The organism is Streptomyces sp. SID13031 (genome assembly GCF_010548305.1).
GTDB lineage: Bacteria > Actinomycetota > Actinomycetes > Propionibacteriales > Kribbellaceae > Kribbella.
On sequence record NZ_JAAGLV010000016.1, the window covers coordinates 109,600 to 126,982 of the forward strand.

Below are 17,383 nucleotides of genomic sequence, written 5' to 3' on the forward strand. Positions count from 1 at the left end.
CTGTCTCCACCCCCTGCACCCATCGCGAACGACGACTCGCCCGCCGCCAGTCGGGGCGAGCGCCGAGTGGGTTTCAACCGAAACCACCCGGGCGTCGCTTGGGGCTAGTCCGTCAGGAAGCCTTCGGTGATGAGGCCGGCGATCTTCGGTAGGTAATCCGCGTGCAGGTCGTCGCGCTCCAGCAGGCTCGCCAGCGCGTCCAGGATCTGCCCGACGCTGAGGTCGCCGTCGCAGGCGCCGACGAAGCCGGCGAGCACGGTGTCGACCTGCTCGGCCCGGCGCATGCCGCGCTGCCGGCGCAGCACGATCGTCGCCGGATCCTCGGCGCCCGGCGGGCCGGCCGTCTCCTGCACGAGGTCGTCGGCCATGGTCAGGTGGAGCCCGGTGAGATCGGTGGGCAACCCCTCGATCCGCTCGAACCTGTCGAGCACGTGCGGGCCGATCGGCTGCTCGATCTCGTACGGCCACTCCTCGGCGGTTGTGCTGCCCGCAGTGTTGTGGAGGTTGACCCAGCCCATCCCGATCGCCTCGACCTGTTGCTCGTCGAGCCACCGCAGCCAGGCGTCGTACCGGCTCGTGTACTCCGGACGCCCCTGCAGACCCGCGTCGCGCAGCCACAATTCGACGTACTCCGCTGGGTCGAGTTGCTCGCGTTGCACCACCCAGCTGGACCTGTCGCCGGTCCAGCCGGCGACTCGTTCCTGCCAGTCCTGGCCACGGACGCAGGTCCAGTTGGCGAGCAGTTGGCACCAACCGCCCTCCGTCAGGTGCTGTGGAGCCTGCCGAACCAGCTGCTCGACCACCGCGTCGCCGGCGAACCCTGTCTCGCGATAGGTGAGTCGCGCATCAGCAGCGGGCGGCGCGATCACGTACGGCGGGTTGCTCACGATCAGGTCGAACCGCTCCCCCGCGACCGGCTCGTAAAGGCTGCCGTCGCGAACATCGAGATCGACGCGGTTGAGCGCGGCGGTCCAGCGGGTCAGCTGGAGAGCGCGCGGGTTGATGTCGGTCGCCACGAGCTGGCCGATCCGGTCGGCTAGATGGAGCGCCTGGATGCCACAGCCAGTGCCGATGTCGAGCGCCCGCTCGGCCTTGATCGGCACGGTCAGCTTGACCAGGCTCAGGCTCGCCGGGGCGATCCCCAGCACATAGTCGGGTCGCATCGGCTCACGCAGGCCGTCCAGCCCCGGCGTCAGATCGGCGATCACCCACCAGTGCCGGTCGTCCTCGGCGTACGGCCGAACGTCGAGCGCGGCCGTGACCTGACGGCCTTCCTCCTTAAGGATGCCTAAGGCAACCAATGCACCTAGATCCCCTGGGAACGCCTTGTCCACCAGGTCCTTCGGTTCCGTGCGTTGCAACAAGAACAGCCTGATCATGGTGTCGAGCGAGTCTCCCGCAGCCGTCTGCTGGAAGGCCGGCGTCGTCTCGTTGCGCGCCAACGCGTTGTTGGCCGCCGCACCCAACCGCTCCGCCACGCCTTCGACCGTGTACGCCGCTGCCTCGAAGGCGCCGCGCAACCGGTCGACCAGTCCGGCGCCCAGCTCTTGCTCGTCCATGTCCCTATCCTCGCAGGCCGCCGCGATGGCGCCCGGCGGTTATCCACAGGTCTGGAACTCGTCGAGGGTAGCCCCCAGCCGCGGGGCGTCAGAAGTAGTACGGCGTTGCGATGCGGAAGAGTTCCAGGAGCTTGGTCTTGATCTGGTCGCGGTGGGGGATCTGGGCGTTCGGGTGGGCGTCGTCCAGGTGGAGGCCGTGGTCGGCGAGCAGATAGACGACGCGCATCGTGCGCAGGGTGTTCGAGATCTCCGGGCGGATGCCGGCCGTCGGGACCGTGGCGACGGCCCGTACGGCGGGGTCGAGCCAGCTGGTCGCGTCCTCCTCGGAAAGATCCTGGCGGATCAGGGCGATGGCGAGGGCGAACCCCAGCCGATCGTCCTCGAAGTCGCGCAGCACGTACTCAGTGGGCGTCAGGAGCCGTCCGATGCCCAGCCGGAGCATCTGCACGGGCTCGACGGCCTGGACGCGCGCCAGGGCCCCCAGGAGGTCGCTGCCGTGGGCGACAGCGTGCAGCCAGCCCAGCTTGGCGTCGAAACCGCGCAGATCCTCCTCGGCGACGTACCAGCGCTCGAACGGCGGCACCCAGGACGGCTCGAAGACACCCTGCGAGATGATCGAGTCGAGGATCAGCGGCGCGAAGGTCCGGGCCTGGATCTCCGGGTCGGCGAGCCGGTCCACCATCTCGTCCCCGAGCGCGCGCAACTCGTCGCGCCCGAGCTGACCGTCGCCGATCCAGGTGGCGAGCGTCGAGTAGGCCTGCGTGTCCCGGACCTGCGGATCGGGTGACCGGAGCATCGCGGAGAGCTCGGCGACGAGGTCGTCGAGCGGCCGGTCGCCCGGTACGGCGAATCCGTCCGCGCGTACCCGCGCCCAATCGGTCATGCCCCGCAGGCTAACAAAGGGAACGGCCCGTGGGACATCTGGAAACCAGATGTTCCACGGGCCGTAGCGACCAGGACCCCTCAGCCCGGCCGGACCTCGCACCGCCGAGCGGCAGAGCCACCCGGCGGCCGTCTCATCTCAGGCGTCGCGCTTGTTCGCGGCGCCGATGGCGATCACCAGCAAGCCGATACCCCAGGCGGCGAAGTACGCCAAGGCCCACCATGGGCCGAGCTGGGCCGATGGACCCGCGGCGTCGGCGCCGGCCGCGCCCATGTCCTGACCGCCGTTGATGAACTGGTTGGCATTCGTGAACGGCGCCCACTTCTGCAGGTCGTCACCGATCTTCGGGATCAGCGTCAGCAAGTTCTCGACCAGCAACGGCCACAGGATCAGGATGGCGATCGCTCCGGCGCTCTGCCGGATCAGGATGCCGACCGCGACCGCGAAGATCGCGCCGATCCCGTAGACCAGGCCCTGCCCGAAGAGCAGCCGCCACTCGGCCGACGTGTCGATCGCCATGTCCGCGGAGCCGGCCAGCAAGTAGCCCATCCCCCACGAGCCCCAGGACGCGATCAGGCCGACGACGGCGGACAGTCCGGCGACCACGACGGTCTTGCTCAGCAGCAGCGACGCACGCTGCGGGACGGCCAGAAAGCTGGTCCGGATGGTGCCGAACCGGTACTCCGTGGTGACGGCCAGCGCGGCCATCACCATGATGACCATCTGCCCGAGGTTGACGCCGAACTGCGACATCGCGGGAGTGACCTGAGCTTCGTCGGCCCCGGTGGACAGACCGGTGGCCAGCGACGCGAGCCCGATCGACAAGACGGCGGCGACGATCATGCACCACCACGGCGACCGGGTCGAGAAGAGCTTGATTCGCTCGACAGTGATCAACGACATGTCAGTTGTCCTCCTTCGGCCCGGCGGCCACCTCGGCGCCGGAGACCGGCGGAACCGCGGTCGGGTCGGTGACCGCGGCGCCCTCGTCGTGCGCGTGGTACTGGACCGAGTCGCCGGTCATCTGCATGAACGCGGCCTCCAGCGAACCGCGCTGCAGTGACAGTTCGTGCAGCACGATGCCCTGGGCCGCGGCCGTCTCGCCGATCGCGTCGGTGGTGATCTCGCTCTCGACGATCAGGACCTTGCCCTGGTCCTCGATGTCGTCGATCCGGGTCTTCAGATTCTGCTCCTGCAGGATGCTCTGCAGTTGGTCGAGCTGTGGGCTCCGTACCTTGACCGTGGTGCCGCTGGCGCGGTCGACGAACTCCGTCGTGCTGGACTGCGCGATCAGCTTGCCGCGGCCGATCACGATCAGCTCCTCGGCGGTGAGCGCCATCTCGGACAGCAGGTGGCTGGAGACCAGCACGGTCCGGCCCTCGTCGGCCAGCCGGTGCATGAAGGTCCGGATCCAGACGATGCCCTCCGGGTCGAGGCCGTTCACCGGCTCGTCGAAGAGCAGGATCTCCGGGTCACCGAGCAGCGCACCGGCGATCCCGAGCCGCTGCGACATACCCAGCGAGAAGGCGCCGGCCCGCTTGCCCGCGACCTCGGTCAGACCGACCATCTCCAGCGCCTTGCCGACACTCGACTTGGGCAGCTTGTTGGAGGCGGCCATCCAGGCCAGGTGGGCCCGGGCGGAGCGGTTGGGGTGCACCCACTTCGCGTCCAGCAGGGCGCCGATCTTGGTCAGCGGCTGCCGCAGGTCGCGGTAGTGCTGGCCGTCGATCCGGACGTCACCGGAGGTCGGGGTGTCCAGTCCCAGGATCATCCGCATGGTGGTCGACTTGCCGGCCCCGTTCGGGCCGAGGAAGCCGGTCACCTTGCCGGGTTTCACCTCGAAAGAAAGGTTGTCAACGGCAATGGTGCTGCCGTAGCGCTTGGTGAGGCCTTTTGCCTCGATCATCCCGTGCTCCTCGTTCGGTGGCGCGCCAATGAGTTCATGGGCGGGCTGTGTCCCCATCAGTATCGAGGCCTGGGTGGGTCATCACATCGGACCCGGGGCGGATCCGGTGTGTCCACCCCTGGGTGGATTCTGTCGCCCACCGGACCGCGGGTGCCATCGGTTGACTCCCTGACCCACCCCTGACGATCCCGTACTACGGCCCGGGGCCGCATCCGACCAAAGTCGATGCCCGGTGGCCGAACGTCTCGTCCAGCCAGGAAATGGGGGTGACTCCCAGCTGATGGTTGATGCCCGACAAACGAAAGACCCGCCGGAGACGAACTCCGGCGGGCCTTTCGGGGTACTGCGGTCGATCAGCCCATCAGACGGCGGCGTTGACCTCGGCCGGGGTGTCGGAGATGACCGACTCCCGGCGCTTGGAGATCACCACGGCCACGACGATGATCGCGAACGCGACGAGCGCGATCGTGATCCGCAGCGCGGTGTTGGTGTCCTCGCCGATCGACGACATCCCGACGACGGCCGGTGCGATCAGCACGGAGACCAGGTTCATCACCTTGATCAGCGGGTTGATGGCCGGGCCGGCGGTGTCCTTGAACGGGTCGCCCACGGTGTCACCGATGATGGTGGCCTCGTGCGCCGGCGAACCCTTGCCGCCGTGGTTGCCGTCCTCGACCAGCTTCTTCGCGTTGTCCCAGGCGCCACCGGAGTTGGCCAGGAAGACGGCCATCAGGGTGCCGCTGGCGATCGCGCCGGCCAGGTAACCGGCCAGCGCCGAGGCGCCCAGCCCGAAACCGACGGCGATCGGGGCCGCGATCGCGAGCAGACCAGGAGTGGCCAGCTCACGCAGCGAGTCGCGGGTACAGATGTCCACGACCTTGCCGTACTCCGGCTTGCCGGTGCCTTCCATGATCCCGGGGATGTCGCGGAACTGGCGACGAACCTCGTAGACGACCGCACCGGCGGCGCGGCCGACGGCGTTGATCAGCAGTCCGGAGAACATGAAGACGACGGCCGCACCGATGATCAGGCCGACCAGCGTGGACGGGTCGAAGACCAGCGCGTCGCTGTTGAAGGCGGCGTCGCCGGCGTCGTTCAGCACCGCGTAGATCGAGTCCGTGTAGGAGCCGAACAGCGCGGTCGCCGCGAGTACGGCGGTGGCGATCGCGATGCCCTTGGTGATCGCCTTGGTGGTGTTGCCGACGGCGTCCAGCTCGGTCAGGATCTGGGCCGCTTCGCCGTCTACGTCACCGGACATCTCGGCGATGCCCTGCGCGTTGTCGGAGACCGGACCGAAGGTGTCCATCGCGACGATGACGCCGACGGTGGTCAGCAGACCGCCACCGGCCAGCGCGATCGCGAACAGCGCGAGCACCCCGGAGCCGCCGACCAGGAAGGCGCCGTAGACAGCAGCGGCGATCACCAGGCCGGTGTAGACGGCCGACTCGAAGCCGACCGAGATACCGGACAGGATGACGGTCGCGGCACCGGTCAGCGAGGTACGGCCGACGTCCTGGACCGGCTTGTCCTCGGTACCGGTGAAGTAACCGGTCAGCGCCAGGATGATCGCGGCCAGCACGATGCCGATGATGACCGAGACGGTCGCGATGACCCGGGGGTCACCATCCTGCGCGGCGATCTTCTCGGTTGCGCCGGTCAGGTCGCCGAACTTGCTCGGCAGGTAGGCGAACGCCGCGACGGCACACAGCACCGCGGAGATCGCCGCGGAGATGTAGAACGCCCGGTTGATCGTCCGCAGACCGTTCTCGCCGGCCCGCGGCTTGGTCAGGAAGACGCCGATGACCGCGGTGACGGCGCCGATGGCCGGCACGATCAGCGGGAAGACCAGGCCCTGCTCGCCGAAGGCGGCCTTGCCCAGGATCAGCGAGGCGACCAGCATGACGGCGTACGACTCGAACAGGTCGGCGGCCATACCGGCGCAGTCACCGACGTTGTCGCCCACGTTGTCGGCGATCGTCGCCGCGTTGCGCGGGTCGTCCTCGGGGATGTTCTGCTCGACCTTGCCGACCAGGTCCGCGCCGACGTCGGCGGCCTTGGTGAAGATGCCACCGCCGACCCGCATGAACATGGCGAGCATGGCGGCACCGAAGCCGAAGCCCTCCAGCACGGTCGGGGCGTCACCCTCGAAGAGCAGCACCACCAGGGCCGCACCGAACAGGCCGAGGCCCACGGTCGCCATACCGACGGTTCCACCGGTACGGAACGCGACCCGCATGGCGGGCTCGCGGCCTTCGTCCCGAGCGGCCGCGGCGACGCGGACGTTGGCCCGGGTCGCGAGCCACATGCCCAGGTAGCCGATGGCGGCGGAGAAGCCCGCGCCGATCAGGAAGAAGACCGACCGGAAGATCTTCAGCGTGGTGTCGTTGTCGCCGTCACTGTGCACAGGCAGCAGGAACAGCAGCAGGAACGCCACCACGGCAAAGATCGACAGGGTCTTGAACTGGCGGGACAGATAGGCCGAAGCGCCTTCCTGGACCGCCTGAGCGATGATCTTCATACTCTCGGTGCCATCGTTCGCGGCAAGCACCTGACGACGGAACACCATCGCGATGGCGACCGCGAGGATCGCGATCACTCCAACGACGGCGACCAGCGTGGTGTTGCTCGACGAAAGATCCACCGCTTGTACAGCAAGCGACGCGGACATCCGTCCTCCTTGTAGGCAACCCCTCAGGGCTGAACGGCCCCCGTACTGCCGCACACCGAAGGGTTGAGAATTACGACACACGCGCCAATGGCCTGGCGCGGTGGGTCACTCTAACGGGTAAACGACCAGACCTGATGACAGGGTGGTCTACGCCATACCCGCGGTCGTCAGCCGGTACTTCACCGTCTGTGATCGCGGGGACACCTTTTCCCTTACCTCGCGATCGGTCCCGGACCGCCTCAGATGGCCGAGGCGACGTCCGGATGGATCTCGAACACCTTGGTCAGGCCGGTGATCCGGAAAATCTTCAGCAACCGCTCCTGGGTACAGACCAGCGACAGCGAACCGTCGTGGGTCCGGACCCGTTTCAGCCCGCCGACCAGGACGCCGAGGCCGGTGGAGTCCAGGAACTCCACCCGTTCCAGGTCGACGACGAGGTCGTAGGACCCGCCGTCCACCAGCGTGACGATGGTTTCGCGGAGCTTCGGCGCGCTGTAGACATCGATCTCCCCACCCACTTCGACGACGGTGCGCCCACCCTCTGTGCGCGTCGTCAGCGACAGATCCACTTCGGCCTCCGATCCCGTGAACTGTTGCATTCAACCATGTACGGACCGTGAGTAGGGCCGTGTGCGAAAACTCTTTCATTTCGGTGCATCCCGCGTCGAGCCAGCCGTCCAAACTGACGTGTGCATCCGCATTTGCACACGCTTTCCGCATCCGCGCGTGCACGCTGTGGTGAGTTCTGTCCACGGGCCTGACTAGGGTCGAGACATGAGTGGGGCAGCGGAGGTACTGAAGCGGCTCGCTGCCGGTCCCGGTCGCGCCGAGCGACTGACGCACGTCGAATCAGTGCCGCCACGATTGGGTCAAACGGGTGATTGGCCGCGCTGGGCTCCGCCCGAGGTGATCAGCCAGCTGGCCGATGCCGGCATCACCGCACCTTGGACCCATCAGGTCGCAACCGCCGAGGCTGCCTACAGCGGCAAGCATGTGGTGGTCGCCACCGGCACTGCGTCCGGCAAGTCCCTCGGCTACTTGCTGCCCGCCTTCGCCACCTTGAGCATCGCGCACACGGCGTCACCACATCGGCGTACTGCCTCTGTTCTGTACCTGTCCCCGACGAAGGCCTTGGCCCACGACCAGCTGCGCGCGGTGTCGGCCTACACGGTGCCGGGGTTGCGCGCGACGACGCTCGACGGCGACTCCGAGCGGACCGAGCGGGACTGGGCTCGCGACCACGCCACCTATGTCCTGAGCAACCCGGACATGCTGCACCGGTCAGTCCTGCCGAACCACCAGCGCTGGGCCAGGTTCCTGGGTTCCCTGCAGTACGTGGTCGTCGACGAGTGCCATCACTACCGAGGCGTCTTCGGCGCACACGTCGCCGGAGTACTGCGCAGGCTGCGCCGGGTCTGTGCGCAGTACGGGTCGCATCCGATCTTCGTCTGCGCTTCGGCGACCGTGGCGGAGCCTGCGGTCTCCGGCGAACGCCTGACCGGCCTGCCGATGGTGGAGGTCGTGGAGGACGGTTCGCCCCGAGGCGGCATCTCGTTCGGCCTCTGGGAGCCGCCCCTCACCTCACTCCGCGGTGAGAACGGCGCCCCGGTACGCCGGTCCGCCCCGGCCGAGGTCGCCGACCTGTTGACCGACCTGGTCGTGTCGGGAGTGCGGACGGTGGCGTTCATCAGGTCGCGCCGGGGCGCCGAGTCGGTCGCGATGACCGCTCGGGAGAAGCTCGCGGAGATCGACCCGGCCTTGAGCGAGCAGGTCTCGGCGTACCGGGCCGGCTACTTGCCGGAGGAGCGCCGACGGCTCGAGCGCATGCTGCAGAGCGGCGAGCTGACCGGAGTCGCCGCGACCAATGCGCTGGAGCTCGGCATAGATATAGCCGGACTCGACGCTGTACTATTGTCCGGCTGGCCCGGGACGCGCGCCTCTCTCTGGCAGCAGGCTGGACGGGCAGGCCGATCGGGTGGCGACGCACTGGCTCTTCTGGTCGCTCGAGACGATCCACTCGACACCTACCTGGTCCGGCACCCGGCGGCGATCTTCGGCCGACCGGTCGAGGCAACTGTCTTCAACCCGGAGAACCCATACATCCTCGGCCCGCAGCTCTGCGCCGCGGCGCAGGAGGTGCCGCTGACTCCGGACGACTACGAGATCTTCGGCGCCACCACCGAGACCGTCATCAAGCAACTCGTCAAGCAGGGCCTGCTCCGGGAGCGGCCGCATGGCTGGTTCTGGACCCGCCGCGACCGGGCGGTCGACGCGATCGACATCCGGTCGGCCGGTGGCAAGACAGTGCAGATCGTCGAGGACCAGACCGGGCGACTGCTCGGCACGGTCGACGGCGGCTCGGCGCACGCCAGCGTGCACGCCGGCGCGGTCTACGTGCACGCGGGCGAGTCGTATCTGGTCCGCACACTGGATCTGGAGAACCACGCGGCGATCGTCGAGCCGGCGTCGCCGGACTACACCACGTTCGCCCGCGACGTCACCGAGATCAGCATCCTGACCACCGAGGACACCCAGCAGTGGGGGGCGGCCGAGTTGTCCCGCGGTTGGGTCCAGGTGACCAACCAAGTGATCTCGTTCCAGCGCAAACAGCTCGTCACCGGTGACGTGCTCGACGAGCAGCCGCTGGATCTGCCCGAGCGGACGCTGCGCACCAAGGCGGTTTGGTGGACGATGCCCGACTCGCTGGTCGAGGAGCTCGGGCTGAGCGACGTACCGGGGGCCGCCCATGCGGCCGAGCACGCCTCGATCGGGCTACTACCGCTGTTCGCCACTTGCGACCGCTGGGACATCGGCGGCGTCTCCACCGCCAAGCACGCCGACACCGGCCGGCTCACCGTCTTCGTGTACGACGGGCACCCGGGCGGGGCCGGATTCGCCGAACACGGGTACGCCGCGGCGCGCGAGTGGTTGACCGCGACACGGGAGGCGATTGCACACTGTGAGTGCGTGGACGGCTGCCCGTCGTGCGTACAGTCACCCAAATGTGGGAACGGGAACAACCCGCTCGACAAAGGCGGCGCCGTCGCGCTGCTTACCGCACTCCTTCGCAGTGAGGCCTGAAACCTCCAGCACCAGGCTGCTGGAAGAAAGGCAGCGACCATGCTGGCTCTCGGAATCGTCTTGATCGTCCTTGCCGTCCTCTTCGGCCTGGGCGTCTCCGTCTCCTCCGGCGACTCGACCACGATGTCGGTGTTCGGCGTCGACTTCGGACTCTCGGTCCCCACCTTGTTCTTCCTCGGCGCCGCCGCCGGGATCGCCATCACCCTGGGCCTGTGGTTGACGAAGAAGGGACTGGGTCGCGGCTACCGCCGGCACAAGGAGGTCCGCCAGCTCCGCCAGCAGGTGGCCTCCGTCGACACCCCGGACTCCTCCACCTCCACCTCTGACGACACCGTCGGTGACCGCGAGCTCGAGGGCACGGCGCCGGTCGGCCGGCATGCCGCCGACCCGGATCTCGACGAGCCCGACAGCCGGACTGTTGACCTGTCGGCCGCCGATCGGCTCGCGGACGGGCGGCACACTGTTGCCGACGGCACCGATTCGAAGCAGCCGCACTGATCCCGGCCTGAATTGAAGTGGTTTCACCTTCCAGGGAAGGTGAAACCACTTCATCGGGGAACGTGCCCTGAAACGAAAATCGTAGTAACATCTCGATCCAGGCACAGCCGCCACTCAGCCGCGGCACGGCGACCACGCAGCCACATATCGATGCCTTGCGCAACAATTCCTCGCTGGCAGTTAGTTGCCATTGGCATCAAGTTCCCCCGGATCTCGATAGCCACCTCCGCCGGACCTGTGCACTACTGGTCGTGGCGTCAACGTCGCGTTGAGTCACCGCCGGCCTTCCGGGCCACACCGCCTCCTCATCGGGGGATCGACCCGCAACTCGCCCCACGCGCAAGTGGGCATCGTCGCGGTTCCCGGAGCCAGGTCCGGCCGCTCTCGCCTCGGGGTCCCGACGACCTGACGCCGCGAGATAGCACGACCTCTGGAGGTTGTCTTGATCATCCGTAGAATGTTGAGTCGCACCGGCGTGGCAGTCCTCGCCGTCAGCGTCGCTCTGGCCACTGCCATCCCCGCTCAGGCGGCGGCACCGGCACCGGCCGACCCCCCGGGCGTCGAGGTCGGCGTGGTGAAGCAGATCGCCAACCGCGCGGACACGCGCTACTGCCTCACCTTCGTCACGTCCAACAAGGTCCCGATGGCGGTGATGATGGCTTGCGCTCCCGGCAAGGAGGGCAAGACCCAGCAATGGGTCGTCACCGACAAGGGCCAGCTGCAGGTGGCGATGAGCAAGAGCGTCGGTGGCGCCCTTGCGAAGACAGGCGCCTGCCTGGACACCGGTGCGGACCTGGTCACCACGCCCAAGGGAGCGCCGGTCCTGGTGCTGCCCTGCCGCGACGGTGACGGCCAGAAGTGGAACTACGACCAGTCGTCCGGGTCCTTCGTCAACGCAGCGAACGGAATGGCACTCAGCTCGCTGCTCGGCAAGGGCGTCAAGAAGCAGGCTCAGCCGACCGGCGTTCAGTCGGCCAGCGGAGCGACGTACCAGGGCTGGAGCGCACTGCCGCTGCCGGGCCTGGACATCCTCGGCGCGGTGCTGGCACTCGTGAACGCACTGCTGGCATCGCTGGGCCTGGCCCTGCCGCTGCCGATCGCGAACGCCGCGGGAAGCCTGTTCAGCCTGCTTCAGGCGAAGACCCCGGTACCGGCGCAGATGACGACGCTGCCCAAGCAGATGATGCAGCTGGCTCAGAGGTAACGAGGAGGATCCTCAGCCACACAGAGGAGGGCCGGCCCCGACATGTTGTCGGAGCCGGCCCCTTCCTTTCGGTTCATGAACCGCGGTGGTCAGATTCTCAGTGGTAGGCGATCCGCTGCTTGCGCGTCAGCGGAGCAGCCCGGTCAGCGGCTCACCACCAGCAGTGGTGGTGCCAGTGGTGCCAATGGCCGTAGCCAAGAAGGTCGTCAAGCAGTCCGAGCAGCATGTCCGTCACCTCCGATCCGATGATCCGATCGGCACTGACGCTACCTCGCGCCTTCACGGTCTGTATCTACTCCACTACCCTTTGTGACTCAACCGCGAGCGGGCTTTAACTTTTCCGCAATGCTCTCCGCCCGGATCGGACTTGACAGCTACCGGTGGCCTCTGATGTATGCCGAGGGCAACCAGTTGAGGTTGGAAATTAACAACGTCTTCCTCTGCGCGTTCAAAAGTCTTCACAAAGTTCTCGCCGAGTGCCAAGGTGAACCGGCACTGGCTGAACTGACCCCGCAAGGAGCCCCCGTGATGCGACGTATCCCGCGCTTGTTCCGGCTGGCCCTGCTCGGCTCGGCCGCCTCCGTCTCGAGCCCGGCACGCGGGGCGTCGCGATGGTCTTCCAGGACTACGCGCTCTTCCCGCACATGACCGTCGCGGAGAACATCACCTATCCGTTGAAGGTACGCGACGGCGTGCTCATCGGCGTGACCGTGCCGGAGGAGGACGAGCCTTCCCCGGGAACCCCTGTCGTGCTGACTGCACCTGAGCAGCGGGTTCTCTTGTATGACAGGGAGAGCGGCGAACTGCTGGCCCGGCAACCCACCGTCGTCGGCTGATGGCGGTCACGACGTACCGGCAGCGGTGGACGCTGGACGACCGGGCTTCGTCGGTCTGGCACTCAATACCGGTCGACATCCCTGCTGGCTGCCCTGGGTTGTCGGTGACATTGACAATGCCTGACATCGAGGGCGCCGTGATCGATCTCGGCTGCGAGGGCGCCGGTGGCTGGCGCGGGTGGTCTGGTGGTGCACGGCAGTCCTTTGCGATCACCCCCACCGCGGCCACACCTGGCTATCTGGCCGGCGAGTTGGAGGCGGGCACCTGGTTCGTGGTGATCGGGTTGCATCGCGTACCGGTCGAGGGCGTCGAGCTGGTGGTCGAGGCGGTCACCGGGCCGGTCTCGGTGATCCCGGGACTGGACGAGTACGCCGCGTTGACGGGTGCTGTCGGCGTACCGGCTCGGCCGCCTCGCCGGGTGTTGCCTGCTGCCGACGGGCTGCGGTGGGTGGCGGGCGACTTCCATGCGCACTCGCTGCACTCGGACGGCTCGACACCGATCGCCAACCTCGCTTCGCTCGGGGTGTCGGCCGGGTTGGACGTCATAGCGATCACCGACCACAACACCGAGGCGCATCATGCTGAGCTCGGTGGGCTTGGCCGACAGTTCGGCATCGGGTTGATCCCCGGCCAAGAGGTGACCACCGACATCGGCCATGCGAACGCCTTCGGAGCCATCGGCGTCATCGACTTCCGCCAGCCGGCCTCGACCTGGGTCACCGAGGTAGCCCGCCGCGGTGGGCTGCTCTCGATCAACCACCCCCTGGGCGGCGACTGCTCCTGGCGCCACCCCCTGCCGGAACACCCACCACTGGCCGAGGTCTGGCACTCCTCCTGGCTCGACCACAGCTGGGGCGGCCCGGTCGCATGGTGGCAAGCCTGGGGCCTCGGATCGACGACCCCCATCGGCGGCAGCGACTACCACAACCCGACGTCCCTGACGACGCCCGGCATCCCCACCACCTGGATAGCCATCGACGCCGCCGCCGAGGGCCCTGACGAACTGGTCCCCGCCGTCCTGGAGGGCCTGGCCGTCGGCCGCACCGCCATCTCGGCCGGCTACGACGCCCCCGTAGTACTCCGCAACGGCAACGAACTGGTTGTCATCGACGCCCCCAACACTTTGCTGGTCACCGCCGATGGCGCGCACCACGCCATCCGCTCGTCCTACGAGACCCTCCCGGCCCCGATCGAGACCGGCACAGCCCTCATCACCCACGACAACCGCTTCCTCTCCCTCACCAACTGACATCACCCCGGCGTACTACCGAGGCAGGCGCGGGCTTGAGGTTCTTGGGCGCGGATTCTGTCTGGTCGCGATCGGGTCGCAATCTGGTAGAGATGTCGCGTTGATGTGGACGGAACGAGTTTCGGGCCTCCATGATCTGGAACCGAAAGCTGCTCATCTCCTCCCGGACGCACTTCCCCGGCGCCCGGACGGAACCCCCGGAGGCTCGTTTGCCCTACCGCATCCGGCTGCTGCTGGTCGACGACCAGATCCTCAGCCGAGGCGTGCTCAGAAGCGGTCTGGAACGCGAACAGGATCTGGAGATCGTTGCCGAGCTCAACCGCACCGACGACGTGGTCGGCGCGGCGAAACACCACCGCGCCAACGTCGCGCTACTCGACACCGCCGGCCCTGGCGCCAACAGCCTCAGCGTGACCACCGAACTCCGCAACTCGATGCCGGAGTGCCGCGTCGTCATGCTCACCACCTACGGCCGGCCCGGTCATCTCCGCCGCGGCCTCGAAGCCGGCGCCAAGGGTTTCGCCCTCAAAGGCAGCCCCACGCCGCAACTGGCCGACGCAGTGCGCCGGGTCCACCTCGGCCTGCGCGTAGTGGACGCCAACCTCGCGGCGGAGACCCTCCAGTACGCCGAGACTCCGCTCAACGACGGCGAGACCCAAACCCTTCGGGCTGCCCGCGAAGGCGGCTCGGTCGCGCTGATAGCCCGCAACCTCCAGGTCTCCGAACGCGTCGTCCGCACCCGCCTGTGGTCCGCCATCGGCAAAACCGGCGCCCGCACCCGAGCCGACGCAATCCAAACAGCCGAACGCAACGGCTGGCTCCTCGACTGACCCGCCACCCGGGCTCGCCTCAAGCAAGAGCCTTCTCCGGCTGGTAGCTGATAGCCCAGCCGGTGTTGCGCTGGGCAGGAGACTCGCGCTATCGCCGGTAGTCGCCGGCCTCGGCTCCGAGGACGCGAGGCCCAGGAGGGCAGGGCAGTCACCCCTAAAGCCAACGCAAGGCTCAGGGCGATAGCTGTCTCCAGAGCCAACGCCGGATCCGGGACGATAGTTGAACCCAGCAAACGCCGGGTTCAAGGCGGCAGTTGGTTCCGGGGCAATCCGAGGTCCAGGAAGGCGATTGGTCTCGGGGTGGTTCCGGGGTTCAGGAGGGTAATTGGTCCCGGAGCCAGTTGGGGCCTGTGGTTTGGGCGCCCAGGGGTTCTACTCGGGCGCGGAGGCCACGGTCTGCGGTCACCACGGTGATGGATCGGTCGTTGTCTTCGGCAACGGCCGCGGTGACTACGTCGACGATCGCGTCATCGCCCGAACCCTTCGCGAGGACGATCCGGAGATCACCGAAGGCCGGGTCTGCGTCACTCTCGACAGCGGCTTTCGCGGCACCCTCCAGTACGACGGCGATCTCGGTCGGGGCTTCGAGTTGAGACGCGAGAGTTTGGAGCTTGGCGAGGAGGCGGCGGGCTGCGCCGGGGCGATCGCGCCACCAGCCGTCGGGGCGTGAACCGACTACGTTCGCCGCATCCACCACCAGGAGGTGAGTCGAGTCATCCGTCACCCGGCCAGTCTCCTCCTCCGATCGGTCCGGCGCGGGCTTCGCCGGTCAGTAGCGGCGTGCCGAGCACGCCCAGGTGGAGTCTTAGGGTGACTGCCACGGAGACGGCTTCTCCTTCCGTTCGACAGGTCTTCAGCTCGACGCGATGAGTGTCGGCGATTCGTGCGGCCGTGGGGCAGGCATCAGCGGGGTTGGATTGCTGGGCCTGGGCCGCGCTGAGAGCCACCAGGTCTGCGGCAGCGTCTACCCGGTGGTGGCCGACCGAGACCGCTGCCCAGAGCACTCCTACCAGGCAACCGCCCAGCAAGACTGCTGCGATACCGAGCGCGAGCAGGGTCGCGCTGCCGCGGTCTGTTCGGTCAGCCATCGCTCGAGTCCGGTTCGGCTTGGATGGTTGCGGTGGCTCTTGGGCTCGACTGAGGTAACGCCGCCAGCAGGCCCGAGCGCTGGGGTGCAACGGCGACTACCTCGACCTGGATCGTCTGGTCTCGGCGAGTGACGGTGATAGTGGCGCCCAACGGTGCCGTACGTTGGCCGACTTGTTTGGCGCTTTCGACCGACTCACCGCGGGCGACGGCCCGCGCGGTGTCGCGGGCCGCGTCGATACAACGGATGTTGGTGATGACCGTTCCCACCAGCCAGAGGCCGACCGCCAAGACGGCCAGCAGAACCGGCAGTACGAAAGCGACCTCGGCAGTGACCGCACCCCGATCCGATCGTCGTGCCGTGACCGCGCGCCCGTCCGGACGTCGTTGATTGCGCATGCGTCAGGTCCTCCGCTCCAAGAGTGGCCGGCCGCGGCGACGAGGGGACACGCCGCGGCCGGAAAGCTGCATCGGTCAGAGCTGCACGCCGTCCACACCGGCGGCCTTCAGTGCATAGTTGACGATTGCCTTGAGCAACGTCAGGATCGCCGGCGACTTGAAGAGTGCGATGAGGATGCCGGCGAACCCGCAGGCCGCGACGATGGTCACGGCATACTCCGCGGTGGCGGCGCCCCGCTCGGTGCGCTTGCGGGGTCGGCGAGCGGATACCAGCGCCTTGGACATGGTGGAACCTCCTGATCTGCCACCCGGCTGCTCCGGATCGGCTTACTGACAAGGTGCCGTCATCAGAGCCCTTGCAGAAAAGGACTTCTCAACCTGGGGACAACTACCCCCGGCAAACCCCCGCGAGCCGATCCAGCTGCTCCGCAGACAGCCGCAGTCGCGCCGCAGCCACGTTCTCCTGCAGGTGAGCCGCCGATTTCGTCCCCGGAATCGGCACCATCACGGGCGATCGATGCAGCAACCAGGACAGCGCCACTCGAGTGGAGGTCGCCCCCAGCTCGCTCGCGATCTCGGCCAGCACTTGCGATGACGCCCCATGATCGCCCTTGGCGATCGGCAACCACGGCAGGAACGCAATTCCTTGCCTTAAGCAATGATCGAGTACTGCGTCGCGTTCGCGATCGATCAGGTTGTACCGGTTCTGCACACTGACCCCCTCGATCACCTGCCGCGCCTCCTCGAGCTGTGCCACCGTCACCTCCGACAAACCGAGATGCCTGACCTTCCCCTCAGCCTGCAACTGCGCCAACGCACCCAGCTGATCCTGCAACGGCACGGCCGGATCGATCCGGTGCAACTGCAACAGGTCGATCCGCTCGACCCTCAGCCGCGTCCAGACGCCTCCGGTCTGGCAAGTAGTGCACGAGTGGCAAGATCAGTGCGGCGGATAGCCGATCTGGTCGACTCTTTCGGAGTGAGATCAGTGCGGTGCGTTGGCAACGAGCAGTATTAGAACACTGCGCAATTGCCCGCTGTCGACGGGAGCGGCCGCACACCCCGCCAACATGTACTGCCCGGTGGTGGGCGGGTGTGCCCGCGCGGGCCTGACCCCATGTACGGGAGGTGTCCGGAACAGGAGTCGCCTGTCAGTTGTTTTGGAGTCGGCTCGCGGATGATC

The 17,383-nt window shown here is 67.5% G+C and carries 17 protein-coding genes; 6 read left to right on the plus strand and 11 right to left on the minus strand.

Annotated features, from left to right (window positions below; translation table 11 throughout):
* Window positions 1-104: 104 nt before the first annotated feature.
* The 6 genes from G3I17_RS28695 to G3I17_RS28720 all read right to left on the minus strand — a co-directional run bounded on the left by G3I17_RS28695 (window position 105) and on the right by G3I17_RS28720 (window position 7,585).
* Window positions 105-1,559: a class I SAM-dependent methyltransferase gene (locus G3I17_RS28695; protein ID WP_164600730.1), complete on the minus strand. Its 1,455-nt coding sequence runs from the start codon at window positions 1,557-1,559 to the stop codon at window positions 105-107.
* 88 nt (window positions 1,560-1,647) lie between these two features.
* Window positions 1,648-2,442 (minus strand): DUF2785 domain-containing protein, encoded by a 795-nt coding sequence (locus G3I17_RS28700; protein ID WP_164600731.1) that lies wholly within the window; start codon window positions 2,440-2,442, stop codon window positions 1,648-1,650.
* Between the two features lie 138 nt (window positions 2,443-2,580).
* Window positions 2,581-3,345: an ABC transporter permease gene (locus tag G3I17_RS28705; protein ID WP_164600732.1), complete on the minus strand. Its 765-nt coding sequence runs from the start codon at window positions 3,343-3,345 to the stop codon at window positions 2,581-2,583.
* 1 nt (window position 3,346) lies between these two features.
* Window positions 3,347-4,348, minus strand: coding sequence for an ATP-binding cassette domain-containing protein (locus G3I17_RS28710; RefSeq protein ID WP_164600733.1), 1,002 nt, complete (start codon window positions 4,346-4,348; stop codon window positions 3,347-3,349).
* Window positions 4,349-4,709: 361 nt separating this feature from the next.
* Window positions 4,710-7,016 carry a sodium-translocating pyrophosphatase gene (locus G3I17_RS28715; protein WP_164600734.1) on the minus strand — a complete coding sequence of 769 codons (2,307 nt, stop codon included), beginning with the start codon at window positions 7,014-7,016 and terminating at the stop codon, window positions 4,710-4,712.
* 239 nt (window positions 7,017-7,255) lie between these two features.
* Window positions 7,256-7,585, minus strand: coding sequence for an STAS domain-containing protein (locus tag G3I17_RS28720; protein WP_164600819.1), 330 nt, complete (start codon window positions 7,583-7,585; stop codon window positions 7,256-7,258).
* A 205-nt stretch (window positions 7,586-7,790) separates the two neighbouring features.
* Between G3I17_RS28720 and G3I17_RS28725 the strand changes: the two genes are divergently transcribed.
* From G3I17_RS28725 to G3I17_RS28750, 6 genes are all read left to right on the plus strand, one after another.
* Entirely contained in the window at window positions 7,791-10,097 is a 2,307-nt protein-coding gene (locus G3I17_RS28725; protein WP_164600735.1) for a DEAD/DEAH box helicase, read from the plus strand.
* A gap of 39 nt (window positions 10,098-10,136) precedes the next feature.
* Complete coding sequence (locus G3I17_RS28730; protein ID WP_164600736.1) at window positions 10,137-10,595, plus strand: hypothetical protein; 459 nt, start codon at window positions 10,137-10,139, stop codon at window positions 10,593-10,595.
* Window positions 10,596-11,052: 457 nt separating this feature from the next.
* Window positions 11,053-11,799 carry a ricin-type beta-trefoil lectin domain protein gene (locus G3I17_RS28735; RefSeq protein WP_164600737.1) on the plus strand — a complete coding sequence of 249 codons (747 nt, stop codon included), beginning with the start codon at window positions 11,053-11,055 and terminating at the stop codon, window positions 11,797-11,799.
* Between the two features lie 611 nt (window positions 11,800-12,410).
* Complete coding sequence (locus G3I17_RS28740) at window positions 12,411-12,635, plus strand: hypothetical protein (protein WP_203590893.1); 225 nt, start codon at window positions 12,411-12,413, stop codon at window positions 12,633-12,635.
* A 116-nt stretch (window positions 12,636-12,751) separates the two neighbouring features.
* The gene (locus G3I17_RS28745) at window positions 12,752-13,885 is read left to right on the plus strand and encodes a CehA/McbA family metallohydrolase (RefSeq protein ID WP_203590894.1); all 1,134 of its coding nucleotides are present in this window, start codon (window positions 12,752-12,754) and stop codon (window positions 13,883-13,885) included.
* A 131-nt stretch (window positions 13,886-14,016) separates the two neighbouring features.
* Window positions 14,017-14,715, plus strand: coding sequence for a response regulator transcription factor (locus G3I17_RS28750; protein WP_203590895.1), 699 nt, complete (start codon window positions 14,017-14,019; stop codon window positions 14,713-14,715).
* A 313-nt stretch (window positions 14,716-15,028) separates the two neighbouring features.
* On the opposite strand, the gene G3I17_RS28755 is transcribed toward G3I17_RS28750, so the two are convergent.
* The 5 genes from G3I17_RS28755 to G3I17_RS28775 all read right to left on the minus strand — a co-directional run bounded on the left by G3I17_RS28755 (window position 15,029) and on the right by G3I17_RS28775 (window position 17,092).
* The gene (locus G3I17_RS28755) at window positions 15,029-15,439 is read right to left on the minus strand and encodes a hypothetical protein (RefSeq protein WP_164600739.1); all 411 of its coding nucleotides are present in this window, start codon (window positions 15,437-15,439) and stop codon (window positions 15,029-15,031) included.
* Window positions 15,429-15,803, minus strand: a complete 375-nt coding sequence (locus G3I17_RS28760; RefSeq protein ID WP_164600740.1) for an Rv3654c family TadE-like protein — start codon at window positions 15,801-15,803, stop codon at window positions 15,429-15,431. The genes G3I17_RS28755 and G3I17_RS28760 overlap by 11 nt, the downstream gene beginning before the upstream one ends.
* Window positions 15,796-16,200, minus strand: a complete 405-nt coding sequence (locus tag G3I17_RS28765; protein ID WP_164600741.1) for a TadE family protein — start codon at window positions 16,198-16,200, stop codon at window positions 15,796-15,798. Before G3I17_RS28765 ends, G3I17_RS28760 begins: the two co-directional genes overlap by 8 nt.
* Window positions 16,201-16,275: 75 nt before the next feature.
* A complete protein-coding gene (locus G3I17_RS28770; RefSeq protein ID WP_164600742.1) occupies window positions 16,276-16,485 on the minus strand; it encodes a DUF4244 domain-containing protein in 210 nt (69 codons plus the stop codon).
* 103 nt (window positions 16,486-16,588) lie between these two features.
* The gene (locus G3I17_RS28775; RefSeq protein ID WP_203590923.1) at window positions 16,589-17,092 is read right to left on the minus strand and encodes an aldo/keto reductase; all 504 of its coding nucleotides are present in this window, start codon (window positions 17,090-17,092) and stop codon (window positions 16,589-16,591) included.
* Window positions 17,093-17,383 lie beyond the last annotated feature (291 nt).